The 20,843-nt window shown below is 64.4% G+C and carries 21 protein-coding genes; 9 read left to right on the top strand and 12 right to left on the bottom strand.

All coding sequences use genetic code 11. The annotated features are described in order from the left end of the window. Positions 1-14 precede the first annotated feature (14 nt). Both OC372_RS18795 and OC372_RS18800 read left to right on the top strand, forming a co-directional pair. Positions 15-173 carry a hypothetical protein gene (locus OC372_RS18795; protein WP_156027153.1) on the top strand — a complete coding sequence of 53 codons (159 nt, stop codon included), beginning with the start codon at positions 15-17 and terminating at the stop codon, positions 171-173. A gap of 96 nt (positions 174-269) precedes the next feature. Further along, a complete protein-coding gene (locus OC372_RS18800; RefSeq protein ID WP_262003737.1) occupies positions 270-1,193 on the top strand; it encodes a hypothetical protein in 924 nt (307 codons plus the stop codon). Here the strand turns inward: OC372_RS18800 and OC372_RS18805 are convergent. Then, complete coding sequence (locus OC372_RS18805; RefSeq protein ID WP_262003738.1) at positions 1,176-2,006, bottom strand: alpha/beta fold hydrolase; 831 nt, start codon at positions 2,004-2,006, stop codon at positions 1,176-1,178. The two genes, OC372_RS18800 and OC372_RS18805, sit on opposite strands and share 18 nt — an antisense overlap. Before the next feature lie 75 nt (positions 2,007-2,081). Between OC372_RS18805 and OC372_RS18810 the strand changes: the two genes are divergently transcribed. Further along, positions 2,082-4,730, top strand: a complete 2,649-nt coding sequence (locus OC372_RS18810; protein WP_262003740.1) for an ATP-binding protein — start codon at positions 2,082-2,084, stop codon at positions 4,728-4,730. 15 nt (positions 4,731-4,745) lie between these two features. On the opposite strand, the gene OC372_RS18815 is transcribed toward OC372_RS18810, so the two are convergent. Then, entirely contained in the window at positions 4,746-5,129 is a 384-nt protein-coding gene (locus OC372_RS18815) for a VOC family protein (protein ID WP_262003742.1), read from the bottom strand. 68 nt (positions 5,130-5,197) lie between these two features. Between OC372_RS18815 and OC372_RS18820 the strand changes: the two genes are divergently transcribed. After that, a complete protein-coding gene (locus OC372_RS18820; protein WP_136025686.1) occupies positions 5,198-5,518 on the top strand; it encodes a hypothetical protein in 321 nt (106 codons plus the stop codon). A gap of 121 nt (positions 5,519-5,639) precedes the next feature. After that, positions 5,640-5,933, top strand: coding sequence for a hypothetical protein (locus tag OC372_RS18825; protein ID WP_262003745.1), 294 nt, complete (start codon positions 5,640-5,642; stop codon positions 5,931-5,933). Between the two features lie 121 nt (positions 5,934-6,054). On the opposite strand, the gene OC372_RS18830 is transcribed toward OC372_RS18825, so the two are convergent. Continuing rightward, positions 6,055-7,056, bottom strand: coding sequence for an SDR family NAD(P)-dependent oxidoreductase (locus tag OC372_RS18830; RefSeq protein WP_262003747.1), 1,002 nt, complete (start codon positions 7,054-7,056; stop codon positions 6,055-6,057). A 75-nt stretch (positions 7,057-7,131) separates the two neighbouring features. Here OC372_RS18830 and OC372_RS18835 point away from each other — a divergent pair, with 75 nt between their 5' ends. After that, positions 7,132-7,701 carry a TetR/AcrR family transcriptional regulator gene (locus tag OC372_RS18835; protein ID WP_262003749.1) on the top strand — a complete coding sequence of 190 codons (570 nt, stop codon included), beginning with the start codon at positions 7,132-7,134 and terminating at the stop codon, positions 7,699-7,701. 58 nt (positions 7,702-7,759) lie between these two features. Here the strand turns inward: OC372_RS18835 and OC372_RS18840 are convergent, their stop codons facing one another. Next, positions 7,760-7,972 (bottom strand): hypothetical protein, encoded by a 213-nt coding sequence (locus OC372_RS18840; protein WP_262003751.1) that lies wholly within the window; start codon positions 7,970-7,972, stop codon positions 7,760-7,762. 604 nt (positions 7,973-8,576) lie between these two features. Between OC372_RS18840 and OC372_RS18845 the strand changes: the two genes are divergently transcribed. Next, positions 8,577-8,939, top strand: coding sequence for a hypothetical protein (locus OC372_RS18845; protein ID WP_262003753.1), 363 nt, complete (start codon positions 8,577-8,579; stop codon positions 8,937-8,939). A 46-nt stretch (positions 8,940-8,985) separates the two neighbouring features. After that, complete coding sequence (locus tag OC372_RS18850; RefSeq protein WP_262003755.1) at positions 8,986-9,144, top strand: hypothetical protein; 159 nt, start codon at positions 8,986-8,988, stop codon at positions 9,142-9,144. Positions 9,145-9,230: 86 nt separating this feature from the next. Here OC372_RS18850 and OC372_RS18855 read toward each other — a convergent pair whose 3' ends face one another. After that, positions 9,231-10,169 (bottom strand): hypothetical protein, encoded by a 939-nt coding sequence (locus OC372_RS18855; protein ID WP_262003758.1) that lies wholly within the window; start codon positions 10,167-10,169, stop codon positions 9,231-9,233. 64 nt (positions 10,170-10,233) lie between these two features. After that, entirely contained in the window at positions 10,234-10,743 is a 510-nt protein-coding gene (locus tag OC372_RS18860; RefSeq protein ID WP_262003760.1) for a DUF4188 domain-containing protein, read from the bottom strand. A 70-nt stretch (positions 10,744-10,813) separates the two neighbouring features. Between OC372_RS18860 and OC372_RS18865 the strand changes: the two genes are divergently transcribed. Then, positions 10,814-11,428 carry a MerR family transcriptional regulator gene (locus OC372_RS18865; RefSeq protein WP_262003762.1) on the top strand — a complete coding sequence of 205 codons (615 nt, stop codon included), beginning with the start codon at positions 10,814-10,816 and terminating at the stop codon, positions 11,426-11,428. Positions 11,429-12,067: 639 nt separating this feature from the next. Here the strand turns inward: OC372_RS18865 and OC372_RS18870 are convergent. The 6 genes from OC372_RS18870 to OC372_RS18895 form a co-directional block, all read right to left on the bottom strand. Continuing rightward, positions 12,068-15,172 (bottom strand): type I restriction endonuclease subunit R, encoded by a 3,105-nt coding sequence (locus OC372_RS18870; protein WP_262003764.1) that lies wholly within the window; start codon positions 15,170-15,172, stop codon positions 12,068-12,070. 60 nt (positions 15,173-15,232) lie between these two features. Continuing rightward, positions 15,233-16,345, bottom strand: a complete 1,113-nt coding sequence (locus tag OC372_RS18875) for an HNH endonuclease (RefSeq protein WP_262003766.1) — start codon at positions 16,343-16,345, stop codon at positions 15,233-15,235. After that, complete coding sequence (locus tag OC372_RS18880; protein ID WP_315985405.1) at positions 16,326-17,948, bottom strand: restriction system-associated AAA family ATPase; 1,623 nt, start codon at positions 17,946-17,948, stop codon at positions 16,326-16,328. Before OC372_RS18880 ends, OC372_RS18875 begins: the two co-directional genes overlap by 20 nt. Beyond that, positions 17,903-19,378 carry a hypothetical protein gene (locus OC372_RS18885; protein ID WP_262003768.1) on the bottom strand — a complete coding sequence of 492 codons (1,476 nt, stop codon included), beginning with the start codon at positions 19,376-19,378 and terminating at the stop codon, positions 17,903-17,905. The genes OC372_RS18880 and OC372_RS18885 overlap by 46 nt, the downstream gene beginning before the upstream one ends. Further along, positions 19,375-19,557 (bottom strand): hypothetical protein, encoded by a 183-nt coding sequence (locus OC372_RS18890; RefSeq protein WP_262003770.1) that lies wholly within the window; start codon positions 19,555-19,557, stop codon positions 19,375-19,377. The genes OC372_RS18885 and OC372_RS18890 overlap by 4 nt, the downstream gene beginning before the upstream one ends. A gap of 63 nt (positions 19,558-19,620) precedes the next feature. Continuing rightward, the gene (locus OC372_RS18895; protein WP_262003772.1) at positions 19,621-20,838 is read right to left on the bottom strand and encodes a restriction endonuclease subunit S; all 1,218 of its coding nucleotides are present in this window, start codon (positions 20,836-20,838) and stop codon (positions 19,621-19,623) included. Positions 20,839-20,843: the final 5 nt, after the last annotated feature.

The following is a 20,843-nucleotide window of genomic DNA, read 5'->3' on the forward strand; positions in this document are numbered from 1 at the left end:
GGCATCCTGAGGCCATGTTCGGCGACAGCATCCTCCTCATCATCCTGTTCTGGTCTGCCGTGATCCTCATCGGCGTCCTCATCACCTGGCTGGTGATCTACTCGGCCGTGCGTGCGGCGCTCACCTCGCATCGGCAGGCGATGGCGCGGGACGGTCGCCCCGGCCAGGTCTGAGCAGAGGCCGGATCGGCAGGCGGCGGTGTCGTCGTCTGCCCCGGCATTCGGTCGCGCCTTCCGTGAGCGGCGGGCTCCGTCTGGCAGGGTCTCCCCATGACTGAAATATCGCCACCCGTCGATGCGCGCGCTCGCGCCCTGCCTTTCGCGATCGGCGTCGGCGGGGGTGTGCTGGGGATTCTGCCGTGGTTGATCGGCGGCGGCATCCTTCCGCTGCAGAACCTCTGGGCGTCGGCGACGATGCCGGAGGACATGCCGTTCGTGCTGCTGCCGCTGAGTCAGTACTTCGTGACGCTGCTCTTCTCGTTGTTGCTGCTCGGCGGGGTCTTCGCCGGGTTCACGGTGCACTTCGTGGCGCGTCGTCGTGCGATCGCCGTGTGGCCCGCGGCGCTCGGGGTGCTGCTCGTGCACGTGATCGCGGTGGTGCAGAGCTTCACGGTGCTGGCCGGCGGGCTCGGGCTCGGTCGCGGTGGCGACAGTCGGGTGACGCTCTACTTCGCCGGGCTCCTCGGCGGTGTGGTCGCGGCGATTCTCCTCGCGCAGCTGGGCTTCTGGATGACATCGCGGCGGTCGGTCGGCGTTGTCGCTCTCGGTGTCGTGCTCGCGGCGGTGCCGTTCGCCAACTGGGTGGGCCGCTGTTTCCTGGCCGTCACAGGCGACGCATTCCCGCCGGTGTTCCTGCCCTATCTGTCGCCCTGGCTGCCGGCGATCGTCGTCGGTGCGGCGCTGGTGTGGTGTGGAGTGCGACCGGCCTGGCGGATCGTGGTCTGGGTGGTCGGTCTCCTCGCGGTGTGGGTCGTACCGGCGTTGTTCACGGCGATCCAGTACGGACTCGGCATGCGGGTGCTCGACGGCGACGTTCCCGAGATGATGAGGGCGTCGGTGGGGGTGTTCCCGATGGTGCTCGCCGAGGTGTGGCAGCCGGTGATCGTGACGCTCGTGATCGGCGTGGTCGGCACGGTGGTGCGGATGATCGTGGAGCGGGATCGGACGCCGGCAGAGTCAGCGCGCATCCAGTGACTGCCAGAACTCCACGATGCCTGCCGCGAGCTCCGCGGGCTGCTCGACCGGCACGAGGGTGCGCGCGCTTTCGATGACGAGGGTCCTGGCGTCGGGGATCCGGCTGGCTGCGGCATCCATCACCTCGGGCGTCCATTCGCCGCGGTCGTCGCCGGTGATGAGCAGGGTGGGCGCGGTGATCCGCGGCAGGCGGTGCGAGGCGTCGCCGCGGTTGATGATGAACGATGTGACGGTGGCGGCGATGCTGCGACGCGGGGCGCGGTTCAGGGCGTGATCGATGACGGCAGTCATCGACCGGTCCTTGGTGTGCGGCGGTATCAGCTGAGCGTCGTGGATCACGTGCCGGAGGTGGGCGATGGGTCCGAAGTGGGCCAGGATCTGGTTGGCGATGATGAGCTTGATCCGGAACACCGGGTCGATCGGCTCCACCGGCGAGCTCACCGCGACCAGTGAGCGGACGGTGTCCGGGAAGAGCGCGGCCATGGTCATCCCCACGTGACCACCCCAGGCCGCACCCACCCAGTCGACGCGTCCGTCTCCCCCGAGCTGCTCGATGATCTGCGCGCCGGCTTCCGCGCACTCCTCGATCGAACTCACCCGTGACAACGGGGTGCTCGCGCCGTAACCGGGGCCGTCGAGCACGACGAGCGTCCGGTGCGGGGCGAGTGCCTCGACGACCGAACCCCAGGAGTCGCCGTCGACGAACATGCCGTGCCAGAGAACCGCATAGGGGCCACTGCCCATGACGGTCGCTGCGATGTCGCCGAGCGAGGTGCGGAACCGGGTCTGAACAGGGGCATCTGTGTGATTCATGTCTCCAGCCTCGGGCTCGAAGGATGCCTCGATCCTGGCTCTCGACCGAGTGCAACGTTCGTGCAATGATCGGCTGTGGCCACCGCGCGCGTGCAGCTTCTCGACCGGATCGAGGCGTCCGTCGACGGCGAGCGGGTGCCGGTCGGGGGTCCGCTTCCGCGCGCCGTCATCGCTCGGCTCGCTCTCGAACGCGGAGCGCCGGTCGCTCTGGAAGACCTCATCGACGACCTGTGGGCCGAGCCGCCCGCGCAGGCGCGGACGACCGCCCGGGCGTATATGTCACGATTGCGTGCGACGCCTCTCGGCGCCTGGCTCGAGGGTGGGCGGGCTGGCTACCGTCTCGTCGACGATCCCGGGATGCAGGTCGACCTCTGGACGCTGGAGGATGCCGAGGCCGGGGTCATCCCGTCCGACTCCGAAGAGGTGCGTTCGCTGCTGCTGCGGTGGCGGGACTCGCCGCTGCAGGGGATCGGCGATCCACCCTTCGCTGCCCTCGCGCGGGTGCGGGTCCGGACCGCCGTCGATCGGGCTCGGCTGCTCGGCGTTCGTGCCGACCTGGATGCCGGCGACAACGCGCGGGCGCTGGTGACGCTGCAGGGTCTGCGCGCGGCTCATCCCGATGATGACGACGTCTTGGCTCTGCTGCACACGGCGCGGGCGCGGGCCGACGCGGGGGATCGAGCGCTGGCGCGCCTGGGCGGTGGTGCGGTGTCGGAGCGTGACCGCAGCCCGGGCGCTCACTCGGTATCGAACCTCGCGGCGCACGCGGGGCGCATGTTCGGTGTGCCGGCGCCGATCGCCCCGATGGTGGGGCGTCGGGAGGAGCGTGCGGCGCTGACGGCAGCGCTCGATGTCGCGCGCCTGGTCACGCTCACGGGCGCGGCGGGCGTGGGCAAGACGAGGCTCGCGGTCGATTGGCTGGGCAGTGACGCGGTCGCCGGCGAGGATTACATCTGGTTCGTGAACGTCGGAGACGAGGTCGATGGCACCGTCGCGCCGGTGATCGCGTCTGCCGTCGGTGCCCCGGATGCGGCGCCGGAAGCGATCGCGGAGCATCTGGCCGACCGGCGCGGCATCCTCGTCATCGACGGGGCGGAGGGGGCGAGTGTCGGCGTGGCAGCCGTCGCTGTGGCCGTACTCGCGCGGGCGCGCGGACTCGCCGTGCTGTCGACGTCGCGGCGGACACTCGGCGTTCCCGGCGAGAGTGTGTTGCGGGTCGATCCTCTGCCCGCGGCGGACGCGCACGAGCTGTTCGAGACGAGGCTCCCTCCGGCGGCGCGCGCGGCGGATGCCGTCACGATCGGCCGGGTCGTCGACATGCTGGGCCGGCTGCCGCTGGCGATCGAGCTGGCGGCCGCGCGGACCGCCGTGATGCCGCTCGCCGAGGTCGGCGATTCGATGCTGCGGGAGATCGACCGGTCGGAGGAGGCCGGCGAACCGCGGTTGGCCGCGGCCCTGCGGTCGTCACTGGCGCTCCTGACGAGCGAGCAGCACGACACTCTGCGCTGCCTCGCCGGGTTCGCGGCGCCGTTCACCCGCGGTGCCGCCGCGGCCGTGTGCGGGGAGAGGCCGCGTGATCGCGACCTCGATCAGCTCGTGTCGTTCTCGCTCGTCTCAGCGGAGGAGGGAGAGGCGGAGCCGGTCTTCCGCGTGTCTCCGCTCATCCGGCGGGCCGCCGCGGGCGGTGAGACTCTGGATGAGCAGTGGTATCGGCGGCATCGCGCATGGTTCGCGTCGCAGGCTGCGGAGGCATCCGTCGCTCTGACGGCCGAGGGATCCGGGGTGGTGATCTCTCGGCTGCGGATCGAGTGGCCGGATGTCGTGGCCGCGTTCGACTCCGCGGTGCTCGCCGACGACGGGGAGACCGCGGCGACCATCGCCGGGGGTCTGCTCTGGTTCGGCGTGCGGGCGGGGAGGCAGCAGGAGCTGCTCGAGATGGTGCGCCGGGCGTCGGCGCTATCAGCCGCTCCTTCCCTCGAGGCGGCGCTGAGTCTCACGAGGGGGTTCCTCGCGTATCAACTGGGTCAGATGTCCGAGGCGGCGACGTGGATCTCGGCTGCGCGGATCCCGGCGGAAGCTTCCGGAGATCGTGCGCTGCGGGGACTCGCCGCGGCGTTCTCCGCCTACCTCTTCACGCTCAGTCCGGAGCCGGCGGGCGACCCGGTGGCCCAGGTGGCGGTCGCGCTCGCCGACGTCGATGAGATGCCGGATGCGGCGGCGGCGATGATCCTTCTCATCACTGGCCAGGTTCAGCGGGCGTCGGGGCGATCCCGGGTGGCGATCGAGTTGCTGGGTCGTGCCGGGGCGCTCGCGTCGCGGTGCGGTCACGAGTGGGTGATGCTCATGGCTCCGGTGGTGGCGGCGAAGGTTCAGCTCGACCTGCGTCAGGGGGCGGCGGCGATGGCCGCTCTGCTGCCCGCGGTGCGGCGGAGTGCGGCGGGCGGCGATCCGGTGTCGCTCCTGATCGCCGTCTCGGTCGCGGCGGGGGCTGCGGCTGCACTCGGTGCGGATGCGATGGGCGCGCGGATCATCGGAGCCGTCGATGCGATCGGCAGGCGCTACGGATTCGACCCTCGAGCTAACGAGCCCGCCGACTTCGAGCTGTATCGCCGTCGGGTGCGCGAGGGGCTCACGGCCGAGGAGTGGCGGCGGTCGTATGCTTCCGGGCTGCTCTGCGAGATGGACGAGCTGGTCGAGATGGCCGAGTCGCTCGCCCGGGTGTGAGGCGGTGAGCGGCTGTCAGTCGCCCGCGCGTTCCCATCCCGCCCAGTCGGGGCGGTCGACGATGCAGAACCGGTTACCTTCGGGGTCTTCCATGATCACGTAGTCCGCGTCGGCCGGGCGGTTGTCCCAGTTCACCTCGCGGGCGCCCAGCCCGGTGAGTCGGCGCACTTCGGTGGCCTGGTCCTCGGCGTAGATGTCGAGGTGGATGCGCGGCGGCAGCACGCGTTCGGAGTGGTGCGCGTCGAGGGCGATGCAGGGGGCGTCGGCGTCGCGGGGTTTCAGCACGACCCAGTCGTCTTCCGCCGGGTCGCGATCGACGTAGTCGAGGGCGGCCTTCCAGAAGCGGGACTGTGCGGGGAGGTCGTTCACGCGGATCACGATCGATGCGAGCTTCAGCATGCGGTCGAGTGTAAGGGCGACGAGTGCGGGCCTCAGCCCCCTTGCATCCGTGTCGGTAGGGTGCAGGCATGGATGCGAAACAGGGTTCGGCGGAAGAGCGTTCGGTCGAGAGTGCTCAGGCTCCTCGCACATCACAGGAGGACACCCAGCGGACGACAGTGCGGCGCCTGTCGTGGATGCTCGCCTGGGGGCTCCCGCTGGTGGCGCTGATCGTCGGTATCGCGCTCACGAACACCGGTGCGATCGAGCAGTGGACGCCGGCGGGCGATGAGATGTACGACGTCATCATGCTCGCGGTGTGGCCCGCCGGGCTGGTTCTGCTCGCGGTGGGGGCCCTGGGGCTGACCGCAGCTGCGTTGACAGCGGCGGTCCTCACGACCAGACGCTGAGCCCCGGGTCTGGGACACGCGAAACGCCCTGCTGTGTGGAGGCCTTCCCGAAACTGTTGCCACCGCGCCGACGACATGGGATCCTGGCCGCGTCGATTGTCAGGCTGATGGGGGAGCGAGCATGAGTGTCTCGGAGCACAGGAGCGGGGTCATCCGCACCCGACCGCACGTGGGGAGCCGTCTCGTGGTCCCCGCGGTCGCTGCCGTTCTCGCACTTCTTGCGGGCATCGCGACAGCGGCGGTGCTGCCGGATCTCACCATCCGCTACCTGAGTTTCGCGACGATGATCGCTGCGGTCCTCTCCGGTGCGGTCGCCGTGCGCCGCGGAACGGCGTGGGTGAGAGCCGTCAGCGCGATCGTCGCCGTCCTGACCCTCATGCTCGGGTCCACCTTCTTCGGCCTGACCTACTCGTAGACATCGCTCCGCCGTGGGGCGGGCACGGCAGTCGTCGGGGCGTGCCGAAATGGCCTGCCTCGGATACGCGAAACGCCCCCGCCGTTCGGGTCGGCGGGGGCGTTGGTTTCGCGGGTGCGGCTTACTGCACCGACCATCCGCCGTCGGAGGCGAGGATGGCGCCGTTGATGTTCACGGCGTCATCCGACAGCAGGAACGTGATGGATGCCGCGAGGTGCTCGGCCGTCGCGACGGTCGGGATCGCCTGCTGGAACGGAGCCAGGCGGCCGGAGCCGTACTCAGACATGTTCGGGGGCATCGGGATGCCGGTGGCAACGCCGCCCGGCGCGACGGAGTTCACGCGGATGCCCTTCGGCCCGTACATGAAGGCTGCCGACTTGGTGACCCCGATGATGCCGTGCTTGCTGGCCGTGTAGGCGTTGCCCGAGGAGTTGCCGCGCAGGCCGGCTTCGCTCGAGACGTTGAGGATGGCGCCGCGACCGGCGGCTTCCATGACGGGGATGACCGCGCGCATGAGCTTGAACGGAGCGGTGAGGTTGATCGCGATGACGCGGTCCCAGACGGCATCCGGGGTCTCGCCCGCGGGGGAGAAGTCGTCGTTGATGCCGGCGACGTTCGCGAGGCCGTCGATGCGGTCGCCCGCGGCGGCGATGACGGCGTCGATCGCCTCCTGCTTCGTGAGGTCTCCGGCGACCGTGACGATGTCGGCATCCGGGAGCTCGGCCTTGAGGGCGTCGAGCTTCTCGGCGGCGATGTCGCTGGCGATCACGCGTCCGCCTTCGCGGGCGATGCGCGAGGCGGTGGCCTTGCCGATGCCGGAGGCGGCGCCCGTGACGATCACGGTCTTGCCGGCGAAGCGGCCGGTGGTGACCTTCTCGGTCCAGCCCTCGGACTCGTCAGCTTCGGGGATCTCGCCGCCGTTGGCCGCGCGCACCAGGTCGTCGACGACCGACTGGGGGAGCTGGCCCTGGCTCATCGCGACGAGCTGCTGCAGGGGCAGGCCCAGCACGGGGGTGAGGAGTTCGGGGTCGGCGCCGGTCTGCTCGAAGAGTGCGCGGATGAGTGGCCCGCCGGTCGGGTCGTTCATCCAGTCGCCGATGGTGGAGTGTGCGGTGAGGGCCATGCTCTTTCTCCTTGTTCGAGTTTCGCAACGGTGCGTCTACTTATATTCCAGTGTACGCCTGAGTACGCTCGAAAGGTGCCCCGTCCCCGCAGTGAAAAAGCCCGTCAATCCGTGCTGGAGGCGATGCGGCGTGCGCTCGCCGCAGACGGGTACGAGGCCGTGACGATCGAGGGTCTCGCCGAGTCGGCGGAGGTCTCGAAGCAGACGATCTACCGGTGGTGGCCGTCGAAGGCCGCGATCCTCGGTGAGGCGCTGCTCGAGGGAACGCTGCCGGGTGCAGACGTGTCGGTGCCGATGACCGCCGACCTCGGGGCGGATCTGCGGGCGTGGTTCTCGGCGATGTCCGCCGGGCTGGCTCGGCCCGAGGGCGTGGCGCTGGCGCGGGCGTTGATCGAGGTGACGGCGGCCGATCCCGAGCTCGGCTTGGTGCTGAACGAGCGGCTGGCGGCGCCGATCCGCGAGTGGGTCGCCGAGCGGGTGTCGCGCGGGCGGGCCGACGGGGATGTGCGAGCGGATGTGGATGCTGCCGCGATCGCGGATCAGTTCATTGCAATGGCGTCATACTCCGCGCTGATCGGACAGCCGTTGAGTGCGGAGCGGGTCGAGGAGACGGTCGTGCGGTTGCTGCGGGGGATTGCGAAGTAGGCGAACGGTGAACTCCGGCCCGCCACAGAGTGAGTGGCGGGACGGATCGGTGAGGGGCTCAGGAATCGCTGGAGCGTCGTTCGCGCCAGATGATGCGCAGCACCAAGGCCAACGCTCCGACGATGAGGACGAGCGCTGCGAGCCAGAAGACCCACACGACGTCCTGGAACAGGGGCGCGTTGGCGGCGACTGGCAGCGCCCCGCCGACGAGGATCATTGCCATGACGATCGTCCGCTCGAGCGCAGTGCCGCGGACGCGTTGAGTCGTCACGAAATCATCGCCTTCGCTGCGCATTCCCCGGTCGTGGAAGGTTCGAAGATCGTCATTGTTGCTCCTTCGTTGATCGACCCCGCCCTGACAGTTAAGACGTTATCGCTGTCCCGAGCGCTGAGTGACGCGATGGTGGTGCCCCTGGATCCGCCGCAGACGAAGCATATCGGACTGTCCTCATATGTATGCTTTGATTGGTCGCATGAAGGTGAGCAGGCGACTTCGGAGCCCGCGGATGCATTTCGGTCCAGTGCGCGGTCGGCGTCGGTGGGCCGTCCGGGTACGGAACTGCTGAGCCCGAAGCCATGCTCTACGTCGCGGTAGGAGTAGCTCTTCTCCTGTGGGGAGTTTTGGCTGGACGAGCGGGGCGGAGGGTAGGCACTGTTCTCGCACTCATCCCTATTGCGGTGTGGTTCGGCTTCCTGGCGTGGTTCGGGTGGACAGGAGGCCTTGATACCCCAGCCGCAGATGCGCTTCCCGCGTACCTTGTGATCGGGCTGCTTGCTTTCTTTGTCGGATCGAACCTTGCTAGCGGGGCCGGAGCTTCGCGGAGAGCCCGTAGGGAGCAATGACCTGCTGATGGATTGGGAAGACGATCGTGACGATGAGTATCGAAGGCGAGATTCTGACGTACGTGTTGACGGCTGCTCTGGCCGTGAGCGCGGGCCTCGTGCTCGGAGGGGCACCATCGACGACCTATCGGAGGATGGGCTTCATCCCGGGCCTTCTGATCATGGGAGTGGTCGTCGTGGTGGGGTTCACTCTCGGGGCGCGCGCACCGTGGATGGGCCCGATCTTCACCATGGTTTCTTTGCTGACCAGCACGCTCGCGGCTGCGGCTGAGAAGAGGAACGAGTCGGCGTTCGCAAACGAGACCTTCTGGAACCGCGTGATCGCGGTGCTCAATGTGCGGCGCGGCGTGCCCCTTGACGAAGTCGGCCGCAATGTGCGGGATCCTGAACTGTGAACGAATCTGCCGTTGCGTATTCGGCCTTTCCTGAGGAGCGCGAACTATGACCGGGTCGATGTTCAGCTGGTGGGGTCTCCTCATCAGCGTGGTCGTTCTCGTCGTGATCCTGGCGATCGTGTTCTTCGTCGTGCGGGGGATCGTTCGGTTCTTCCTGCGGCGCGGGCCGGAGCGGCCCGGGCCGCCCAGTTCCTCTCCGGAATGAGCAGGCGACGGGTCTGGGGAGACGGTGGTTGAGTGTCCCGTTCGTCGAGCGAGCAGCGGGAGACGAACCCTCGCGCTCGATGCGGCTCAGGCGATTCGGTGAAGGAGGACCAGAACTCCTGCGGCGGTGTGGATCGAATCGTCGTCGACCGTCTTGTCGCTGATGAGTGCGAGAAGCATCCTCTCGATGGCCCGCAGGATGGCGTCGATCTCGGCGGCGCGGTGGGGGTCTTCCACGGCGCGGTCGTCCCACCGTCCCCGGAATCGTCGGAGGAGTTCGAGGATGAGGCCCTCGAAACTCGCGGTGTCGCCGCTGACGCCGAACTCGAGAGCGTCAGGCCACCACGGTTCGCCGATCATGTCGTGCAGTTCGCTGATGGCCGCGTCGAGCTCGTCGGGGCCGGATAGTCCGCGGCACGCGTTCAGGAAGTTGTTGCGGTCGAACTGGTCCCAGCGCGGTGAAGGTGTCAAGGGTGACGCGCTGGTCCGTGGGGGTGCGGTCTCGCGGCCCCATCCGCTTTCGCTCAGGCGGGTCAGGTTCGATTGGATGAGGGAGAGGCGTGCACGGACGTCGCCGGCCTGACTGTCGACGGCGGAACTCAGGCTCTCCAGGCGCGACTTGGTCTCGGTCGTCGTCCCGTCGATATGGGTCGCCTTGTCGCGCGTATCCGTGATCTTCTCGTCGACCTTCTGAACCAGCTTCTTCAGCGTGACTCCGAAGGCGCTGAACTCCGAGAGGTCGGGCCAGAGGAGCAGCAACACGAAGATGACGGCTGCGAGCACGCCGGCGCTCGTGAGGTCTGGTCCCGAACAGGTGCGGGTGAGTCCTTCCTTCTCCGATTCGACGACCTCGCAGACCTGGAACCATCCCGCGAGAGAGAAGTACACGGCGGCCCCGACGATCACCAGCACGAGGATGTACCGGATGAGTCGTCCGCCCGGACTCGTCAGCCCGTCGTGGAGCTTCTCGAGTGTCGTCCGTTCGCCTTTGGGTGGCACTGCGGGCGGAGCATCGTTGGGGGTCATGGCCCTCATGGTGGCAGAGCGCGGGGTGCCCGGGTAGACCTTTTCCGGGCACGTTCACTCCCCGTCAGCCCGCGGTGGTCGGATGTGGCTGTGCCTGAGTCCGCCCCTCCGCGAACCGCGCCTGCGCCCGGTCCTGACGCTTCCCGACCTCGACGAGCTCCGTCGCCTTCGGCAGCCCCATCGGCTTCGTCGAGACGTACACGCTCTCGGCGGTGTCGACGCGGAAGGTCTCGTGCCAGATTCCCACCGCACCCGGAGCCTTGCGGGCTGCGCGGTTGAAGGCGGTCCAGGCGGGGCGGTGTTCTTGGTTCGGGCTGGACGCGTAGGCGTAGAGCTTGTCGACGGAGGACCAGTACTGCACGACGTAGGGTCCGCCCGAGCCGAAGAGCAGGTGGTAACCGAGCATGCCCGAGTCGGGGTCGGTGCTGAGTTCGCGCAGCATCCCCGGCATGGCGAAGAAGGCCGGCATCCACAGGTCGGGGCGCCACCAGCGGTTGATCTGCATCCCGATGTGGAACACGACGAGCTCGCCCTCGTGGCGGTGGGTCATGCGGCCCGTGATGACTTTCGACATGGTGGCTCCTTGGTTAGATAGCGACACTATCCATAATGGATAGCGCTACTATCGAAGTCAAGAGGTGGCCATGAGAATTTCCGAACTGTCAGCCCAGACCGGTGTGACCGTGCCGACGATCAAGTACTACCTGCGCGAGGGGCTGCTGCCCGAGGGAGAGCGCAGTGCGCCGACTCAGGCCGCGTACGGCGAGAAGCACGTGGAGCGGCTGCGGGTGATCCGGGCGCTGCTCGACGCGGGGGTGAGTATCGCCGAGACGCGGCGGGTGCTGGCCGCGCTCGATGAGCCGCCGGAGAACGCGCACAACCTGCTCGGGATGGCGCATGCGGCGATCACCCCGCCAGTGGATGAGTCTTTGGATCTGACGGAGGCTGAGGCTCTTGTCGGGGGCCTCGGGTGGAAGCCGGGGATGTGCGACGAGGCGGTGCTGTATGCGGTCGCGCGGGCGCTGCAGGGGTTGGAGCGGGTCGGGTTCACCGTTCCGGATGCGGCGATGGCGGAGTACCTCGCGAGCATGCGGCGGATTGCGGAGGCGGAGATCGCGGGGGTGCCGGGGGAGTCTGCGGAAGCGGCGGTGCGGTACGTGGTGCTGGGGTCGGTGCTGGTGGAGCCGTTGTTGTTGGCGCTGCGGCGGGTGGCGCAGCAGGTGAGCTCGGGGGAGAGGTTTGGTCGGGGCGCGGGGTAGGGGGTTAGCCAGTGGCCTAGCGCGTGTGACCATCGGACGGCACGCCTCGAAGTCGCCTGATCACGTCCGCGTTCACCAAGTTTCCAATTTCGTCCCACGCGTCTCGATCTTGGACTCCCAATCCGATCCATACAGGTCATGAAACCGAACCAGATTCCGAGATCTCAGTGAGGTTCCATGTCAAGGCCGCTGCGGCGTCCTTCATGCGGCGTCCTTCATGTGGCGTCCCCGTGTGAGTTTGTCCAACGGGACAAAGGGGCGTTTAGTTGCTTGCTCGGGAGCCTTTGGGCTCGGAAGACGTTGCGAGCTCCCTGCACGTCCCAGATCAATGAGAAGTATGCGCTGATGCACTCGTTGCGAGGCGGGCGATCTTCCGGCGCGGCTGCATAAAGAAGCGTGCCGATGGTGTTCCTTGCAGCGGCGGTCTCCCCAGTGGTCAACGATGTGTGGAGGCCGGCCAGCGCCAGACGTCGTTCACGCTTCCGTATGCCGAGGAACGCTCCGCCGGCAAGCCACAGCCGTGACCACGGAGAGGAGAAGCGTGGCCCAGGATGCGACATCACCGGATTCAATGTTCACGGGCGGTCCTCCAGGCGCTTCGACGCCAGTGCAATGTGTGTGATGGAAGTCGAACGATTGCTAATCATCGACCGACTGGTCGCCGTTCTTCTTGAGGAATTCGTAGAGCATCGCCGGCAGTGCTTTGCTCAGCTCAGCGAATAGTCCGCCGTCGCTCAGCATGTCGTCTACGAGCATCGGTGTCTCATCGCGCACCTCGATCACGGCCTTCGCGAAGGCTTTGGGCAGCGCCGGCGACTCCGCGAACTGCTGAGGCGTGTTCACCTCAGCTTGCCGCGCGAGATCGTAGTCGACAGCCAGCTTGCCCATGATGTGGTTCACGGTCAGATCGACCGCGCCCACACCATACTTGTCACCGAACCGGTCGTTGAGCTTGCCGATGATCTCCTCGAGAGCGCTGCGGTGCTTCTCGTGAATCGCTCCAGAACCGATGGCGGTGATCGGGTCGAGCCCGGGCCCCTGCTCCAGGGTGAGTTTTACAGCTTCCCCGGCGGCGATGCTGTACTCGGTGAGTTGCACGTTCGAGATGTCGACCGGCTCCTCATACGTCGCCGTCGACAACTGCGGAAGGATGCGCCGCAGGAAGTAGTGTCGCCGCGGCAGATCGGTGTCCTCGAGGTTTCGTGCCTGCGAGATGAAGTCGTAGAACTTCACGTACTGGCCGGCGTCACTCTTGAACAGCTTGAGCTCGTCCTGCTCCGCCGTATCTCCGTCGAGCACGGCGTTCACCCACCGCTTCGAGTACCGATCGACCGCCGGTGCGGTCGCGGCACTCACTGCGCTGTTCGCGTTCACCCCGCCGGCCAAGGCGGCATCAATCGCCTGCCCTACCTCAGCCATAGTGTAGATCCCGGCGCCGTCGAGCTTCGTCACCAGGTCGTAGATCAGGTTCGGGTCGGTCGTCGCCGTCAGCGTCGCCTTGCGGTAATAGTCCTTGAACGCATCCAAGATCTCTAGGGGCTCGTTCACGAAGTCGAGCACGAACGTCTTGTCCTTGCCGGGGTACGTTCGATTGAGCCTCGAGAGCGTCTGCACGGCCTGAACACCACCGAGCTTGCGATCGACGTACATCGCCACCAGGCGCGGCTGATCGAATCCGGTCTGGTACTTCTCCGCGACAATCATCACGTTGTACGTCGAGGGCTTGAATGCTGCCGCCAGATCCGACGTCCATAGGTCCGGGTTCTGCGTCTTCTCCGTCAATCCCTCACCGACATCCTCCGGATCTTCAACCGTCCCCGAGAACGCGACGAGCGCCTTCACTCCCTGGATGCGTGAGTCGGACAGGTACGTGTCGAGGTACTTCTTCCAACGCACAGCTTCCTTGCGCGAACCGGTGACCACCATCGCCTTCGCCTTGCCGTCCAACAACGGCTGCGCGAACGCACGGAAGTGATCGACGACAATTTTCGCCTTCTGGCTGATATTCGTTGGATGCAGCCGCACATACTGTACAAGCGCCTTCACTGCTGTTGACTCGTCGACCTCGCCGGGCCCGTCGTAGTCCGAGCCAGGATGCTGCAGCTGCCACGCGACCTTGTAGGGCGTGTAGTTCCGCAGCACATCGAGGATGAAGCCTTCTTCGATCGCCTGCTGCATTGAGTACAAATCGAACGGCTCCGGCGTCTCCGCACCATCGGGGATCTGGCCGAACAGTTCCAGCGTCTTCGGCTTCGGGGTCGCGGTGAACGCGAAGTAGGAGATGTTGGACGCGTTGGCGGTGACCTCCATCGCCCACTGCAGGTAGGCCTCCGAGTCGATCGGAGCTCCCTCAGCCACGGCAGCTTGTTCCTGCGGGGAAAGCACCTTCGTGAGCGCGCCCGCCGTCGAGCCGGTCTGCGACGAGTGCGCCTCGTCCGCGATGACCGCGAACCGGCGACCTTGTAGCTCCGGCTTGGACTGGATCGCAGTGATCAGGGCCTCGAACGTCTGGATTGTCACGATCACGATTTGCTTGCCGCCCGATAGTGCGGCCGCGAGTTCAGTCGACTTCGACTCCCCGCTCTGGCGGGTAATCGACTGCACCACGCCGGCATGCTTCTCGAACTGCCCGATCGCTTCCTGCAATTGCTTGTCGAGCACCGTGCGGTCGGTCACGACCACGATCGTGTCAAACACCTTCTCGTTCTGCTCGTCGTGCAGTTGCGAGAGCCGGTGCGCGAGCCACGCGATCGAGTTCGTCTTCCCCGAGCCGGCGGAGTGCTGAACGAGGTAGCGACTACCTGCGCTCTCCGCGCGTGAGGATTCCACGAGTCTGTTGACCGCTCGCCACTGGTGGTATCGAGGGAAGAGAATCTTCTCGGTACGCGTCTTCTTGCCCGTGTCGGGGTCGACCTCGACCTCGACCTCCAGGTGCACGAACGACCCAAGCACCTGCAACCAGGCATCCCGCTGTAGCAGCTCTTCCCAGAAGTAGGAGGATGCCGAGCCTGCGGGGTTCGGCGGGTTGCCCGCACCCTGGTCGTAACCCTGATTGAACGGAAGGAAGCGAGTGCCTGCGCCGGCGAGTTTCGTAGTCATCTGCACCTCGTTGTTCGAGACGACGAAGTGCACGAGCGACCGCTTCGCGAACGCGAACAACGGCTCCCCGGCCGGGTTTCGGTCAAACCGGTACTGGGCGACCGCGTTGCTGATCGGCTGGGTGAAAACCGTCTTCAGTTCGACCGTGGCGACCGGGATGCCGTTGACGAAGAGCACCAAGTCGAGCGCCTTGTTCGGATGCTTCGTCGAGTAATGCACCTGCCGCATCACGCGCACGCGCATCTTGTCGTAGTCGGCGAGCGTCTTGGGGTTGTTGGTCGTCGCCGGGCGGAATTGCGCCATCCGGAACTTCACCGCGCCCCCATGCAGCGGCACCATCGAGAAGCCCTCGTGCAGAAGGCGAATCGTTCCACCGTTCTTCATCGGGTCGTTGTCGAGCGACTTCGCAAGCCGGGCGAGGATGCCGTGGGAGGCCGTCTCACGCTGCGCGACGGAGTCGAAAGGGCGAACGACCTTGTCGACTTCGGTCGGTTGTGTATCGATCAGCCAGCCGAGCACGTCCTCAGGGAACAACGCGAGCTCGCGGTCATAGCCTGCGTCAGTCGCCGAATACTCCCACATGTTTGCCGCCAGGTACTCGGCAATCTCGCTCTCTAGGACAGTTTCGAGGTGTGCACCGTTCACACCCTCCACCATGCCCTACCGCAAGCTTCGAGCGGTACAAGAAAGGGCGGCCATCCCCCTTCAACTCGGAGAGCACTCGCTTAACGCGTTGATCTCGCACAAGGATCTAACGAGATCGGTCACCCGCCTGCCTGTCGCGTCGGGCCGCATCGCGGCGGCGGCAAGCATCTCAAATGCTGGCCGCTTAAGAAAGCCGCGATCTTCCAGTTCTGGACACAGCTGAGCCCACCTCCCCAGGGCATCACGGGCATCGATGTTACTCACTATCTGGATACGGGCGTCGACGGCCCAGGCTGCAAACTGTTCGAGCCACGCCTCGTATTCAGCATTCAAGACGCTTTCCGTATATCGAAGACGGATCCTAAAGACGCTATCCCACGTTTCGAATTCAGGGCGTGAAGGAACGAACTCGATACTCCAGTTCGGGATGCTGATCGAGCCACCGGCTCCGAACGGCTCACTGCCGAGTAGCGAGATTCTCGCGGTCGGACCTTCGTGCGGGTTAACACATAGTCGAGGCTCGCCGTGGTCTCGAAGGATGTCCTCGTCCATCTTGAAACTGCTATTGCACCGGTCGCACATCGGAACCAGGTTTGCGAGGTGCGCCCCGAACAATGGATAACGAGATATCGGCAGATAATGGTCGAGCGCGTGGCGGGGAAAGCGTGGATGCGGTGGGTCAAACCTGTCAATGCCGCAAAATGGGCAAAAGTGACCGGGCATAAAATCATAAGCGCGACGATACAGCTGATCTCTAACGCTGATGCCAGCCTCCGATGAATGCTCCAGCTCCGCGAGCAAACCAAAACCAAAGGTAAACAAAGCCGCAAGGTCGGACGCGAAGTTCGACGCTGACCGCGACGTCGGGAGCGAGAATTCGCCGCCCAGAACTCGATCGAAGTAGTCGTCTAAATCGAGGTACTCCCGCAAGCTCTCCATATACTCCGCTCCGAGACCCGCCGTCGATTCGCATAGCGATTCGTAGCGGCGCCTAAGACCGTATCTACGTTTGAGGGCAACCCGCCTATCGCTGGGCACGATGTCGCCCCATGCGCGGGGATCACGCTGATCGATTCGCGCGGATATTGCTTCTCGCACGAGCGCAATCAAGAAGTCCTGGAACCAATTCCATACCGGTGGAACCGGAGGAAAGCTATACAGCAAGATCCGCATCCCTGAGTTTCAGCTGATTAATCCGATCGAGTAGAAAGGCTCTCTTGACCGAGGATCCGATTCCGGAGATCGCTTGCTCCATCTCGTTCACATCGTTGCTGGCCATCAAGCGCTCGATCTCCTCGCGAGCGACCTGCGAGATGGGCGGATTGATCTCAAAACAGTCTCGAAGAATCTGATCAAAGCTGGCACCAAAGGTCTCGGTGCGCGGGTTCCGGGCGGTCACCTTGGAGCCGTTCCGTTCTAGGACAACAACGCGCTCCCTTGGCATGTCGGACGGGACGAATGGAGCATGAGATGACAAAACCAGCTCACGAGAGGCGGAACTTGCCGAGGAAAGGTCCTGGATTCTCGAGACAAACTTGACTCGCCACTGGGGGTTAAAATGTGATTCTGGCTCGTCGAATAAAAAGAGCGCATTAGAATCAGTAATCATCGACAGAATTCCAAGGATCTGAGCCTGCTGATGCTCTCCGTCGGAAAGCGCGACATAGTCGATGGGGGTACCTTTGGGATCCTTGGGGCGGAACCGTACCTCCTCAAACCTGAAAACTTTCTGTTCATCCTGCGGTTCTGGGAGGCGCGCGGCGAATCTCCCGATCTCAATTTCGCGATTTACGCGCGCGCGCGCCTTCTTCGGAATGGCGAGATCGTTCAACATCGCAAGCTTGTGAAATGCGCGGTACAGATCGACCGCACTTCCCCAGTGTGCCGCGAATGCTTTGCGAGATTGGTCGTCGACCAGGAAGTCAAGGGTGTAGGTACCCGTGCTGCGGTCGTAATGTTGGCAGGTCGAGGCTGACCTGAGGTCGGCGATAATCTGCTCCAGTTCGGCAGTAAGCTTAACGCCACCTCTGCCGACTGTTGAGGGTTGCAGCTGGATCACGCAACGCCACGACGAAAGATCTGCGAGGTCCGCGTGGGAAAGTAGCTCTTCCGCTGCGACATGTGACCCGAGCATCAGATTCGCGATCAGGACTTCCAGGTTGGTCGCATAGTCCACCAGAAGGAGCCTGCTATCAGGCACGGTTTGCAACCGACGTGACGCATTGAGAGCTGTGGTTGCCACATCTCTCGCGTATGCGGCTCGACTGCGGAAAAAGGGGAGACTCAGCGTCTCATTGTCGCCGGAGGTGTAGCCGACAATGACGGGAGGTAGCAGCTCTCCGAAGCGGGGGTCGTTGGACTCGACTTCCTGCCATCGGCCGCCATCCTCGAGTTCGAGTCGGACATCGGAACGATTGGTCTGCGCAGCACTTCTATGCAGCCGCACCACCTGTCGACTCCCGGGTGCGCGCTCGACTTCGTAGACAATCTCGAAGTTCAGACCGTTGTTGGGGTCGGCCCTCTCTTGTTCCGGAGAGCACGTATGCCAGGCATCCTGGAATATCTCCGCGATCCGTTGAAGGAGTTGCGATTTACCTGCGCCATTGGCGCCGATGAGGCAGACGGTGGAGAGCATCTCACCAGTGGATCGGCCTCGGTCAAGAGTGAGTCGAAACCCGTCGAGGACGCTGCCATACAGGGTGGTGCTGTCGATCGACAGGTGAATTATCCTCATGCTGATCGCCGAAGAAGAATTGTCCCAGTGGGTCCGTCCCATTCTTGAGCCAGGACTGGTGGGTGGGACTGCAGCATTTTGAAAACTGCATCCCGGACAGTGTCGTAGTCAGCGACGATCTCCTCATAGAGGGCTCCGAAAGATATCGGTAGAGCGGGTGCTTTATCAAGCTGGCTGAGAAGAAGCTGGTCAATTTCTTCGGTGCTCGAAGTGTGTGCCTTTTTGCTAGACGGCGGTTTGGGCCCGACTTTTTCCCGATCAGGCACGACCTCTTGTCTCGTTTCAACAGATTGGCCCAGAAGGAGCGCGCGGCCCTGTTCACGCAACTTCACGACGTCGTTGTGGGCGACGGCGAGAGCGCTCTGCAGCGAACGCGTAGCGATGCGTAGCCTCGAGAGGTGGGCACCGACATTATCCTGCTCCTCTCGCGCCTTGTTCGGAACATGAAAGCTTGCGAGCTGGCTTGCGCTCAGGTTGAAGATTCCACTTGAAGAGCGGGGTGAAGTGCGCACAAGGTTTATGAACTCTACGCTTTGGAATAGCTCAAGCAAGTATTCACTCGAGACACTGGGTATTGGACGGACGCGAACCAGGTAGCCCGCGAATGCATACCCGTCGTACTCGGAAGTCACCATGGCGGACCTGCCCAGGAGCGAGAGGCTGCCGTTTGATCGAACGATCAGTAGGTCACCCTCGTTCACGCGATACTTCTCGAGCTCGCGCTCGTCCATTGGCGCATACTTGAGATCGCTCCCGTCGATGTTGCCGCCAGCAGCTATATTGGGGATCCGCAACACGGGCACGGCCCGGCTCAGTTCGTACGTGCTGCGTACAGATGTTCCGTAGTCAATCGCTGTCAGCAAGTCCGCCAGCGGCACAGGCTCATCACTGGGTGAGCCACCCCACAGCAACAGTGACCGAACCTGGTCGACCGCGAACTCCGTCGCGGTTTGCGAGGCATCCAAGACCGCCGCGAGCTTCGATGCGCATTCGGCAAGAGCTCGGTCCATGCGTCTTATGAGCTTTTGCTTTTCAATGGTTGGCAGCCGAGCACGGTAGCCCGCGATAGTGTCGAATGAGACTCGAGGTCTATCGCCAGTTGCTCTTTCATTAGCATAGTTCGTGAAGTGCTGGCTTAGCAGCAACATTAAGAGATAGTCGCCGTGAATGCGAGCTGAAGGGCGGAGAACGAGAACTTCAGGAGAGGCATAGCCGTCAAAATCGACTACAACTGCCTTCCGAAGGTACGGTCGCATGCGTGAGTAAAGAATGTCGCCGCGGTTAAACTTGGTAACGCGACTCGTAACATCAGCAATGATAGATTGTTTCAAGAGCCGTCCTGCATTGGGCTCGATACAGTCCAGGCCAACGTAGATCGAATCGGCTGGTAACTCTTCCGGCATGAAGGTCTGACGGACTCGATCTACCAGCGACCCGAGTTCGATCTCCGCCCCGGAAGCTTCGGCGCTCATTCTCTCTCCGGGTCTGCGCGCTCCAGCAAGACGTCTCCGGTTATGCTATCGACCACCCGGCTTATCTCGTTTAACGCGTCCTGAGCGTTGGCGATTTCCGTGGCAATCGAAGCAACCAGCGCTGCGAGGTCTAGGTCCGTCCCGTCACGCCTGTGGGCGAACTCGTTTGAGGTAGTCACTCCTGCTGCTCCTTCTTGCTGGGGTCCTCATGGCTGAAACATAGTCCTGCGGGGAGGCGCGGTTCAGTCCGAGCGGCTCATCGTACCCTCGTGGACACCGCGCCTAGTTACGGGCGCCTGGGTTCCTCCTGTAACCGCGGCAGAGATCAGCGCCGCGCGACGCTCACGTGCAAAGTCGGCTGCTCGCATCGCCGTACGAATCGCTGAATCTATCGCGCCAATTTCTTCGTGTAGGAACGTGGTGATCGCCTGCCGCTCCTCCGAGGGCGGCATCGCGAACTGGAGCGAGTGAAGCGTACCCGAAGTTAACTGGTTGATCGTCGAAGTCGTAAAAGACCCAATGCTCGAGGTAAAGATCGTCGAGTTGAGGACCCAGTGCAGATAGTCGTTAATCGGTGTTCGCAGTACCGCCATAAACGCGCCCCACGTGTGACCCGTAACCTCGTCGGTTGCTAAGGCGTTTTTACCGATGAGTTGAGCGCTGCCGTTTCGCACGCAGATGATGATGTCATCTGGGCGCAGCCTGAGCGCAGCTGGAATCGGCGTCGTGACATAGGTGCAGTCCTCAAAGGCCAGTTCGCCACGCTGGATGTTGCTAGCGCGTAGCACGAGCGTTCCTCCTTCATCCTCGCTGCAGACATCGTCAGGCGAGTACGTCAATCCGGTGATCGCCCGACCTACGTCGCGAATGCTACGGACCGTCCAGCCGACGGGAATCGCTCCGAGCGTGGCGACGCCGCTATCTCGGAGCTCAATATTCTCAGCGATACCCCTTGTCACGGCTGCAGCGATAACGGCGGCGCGGCGTTCGCCCAGAAGCGCGATCAGTTCATCGTTTTTCGCAATGAACGCGTCGATGTGCGCTGTTTCTCGGTCCAGGTGGTTGACGATCCCCCGCTGCTGAGCGATCGACGGGATCCAGACTCTGATGTTGCGGACTTCCCGCCAGTCAGCCCGCGGCATCCTGGCTCCGTTCGCCGATGCGATGACAGGCTCGAGGAAGGGTTCGGACAGCACCAGATAGGCCAGATATCGCTCCGTTACCAACGACTCGTTGGGCCGGTAGACATGGAAGTCTCCGACAGCATCCCCGGCCCTGTCTGCGAGCCATGCCTTTCGAAGATTCGGACGCAACTTGCCGAAGAGTACATCGCCGCGTTGGAACTCGATCCCGTCCCCCTCATATCGAACGTCCGGATCGAAACGCAACCGCCCCGTGCCTTTCTCAATCGCTTCGAGTCCAATGCGAAACTGTCTCCGCATGGCGGAGCGTCCGCTCATGAGTC

It is taken from the genome of Microbacterium sp. Mcb102 (assembly GCF_024519805.1).
In the GTDB taxonomy this organism is placed as follows: Bacteria; Actinomycetota; Actinomycetes; order Actinomycetales; family Microbacteriaceae; genus Microbacterium.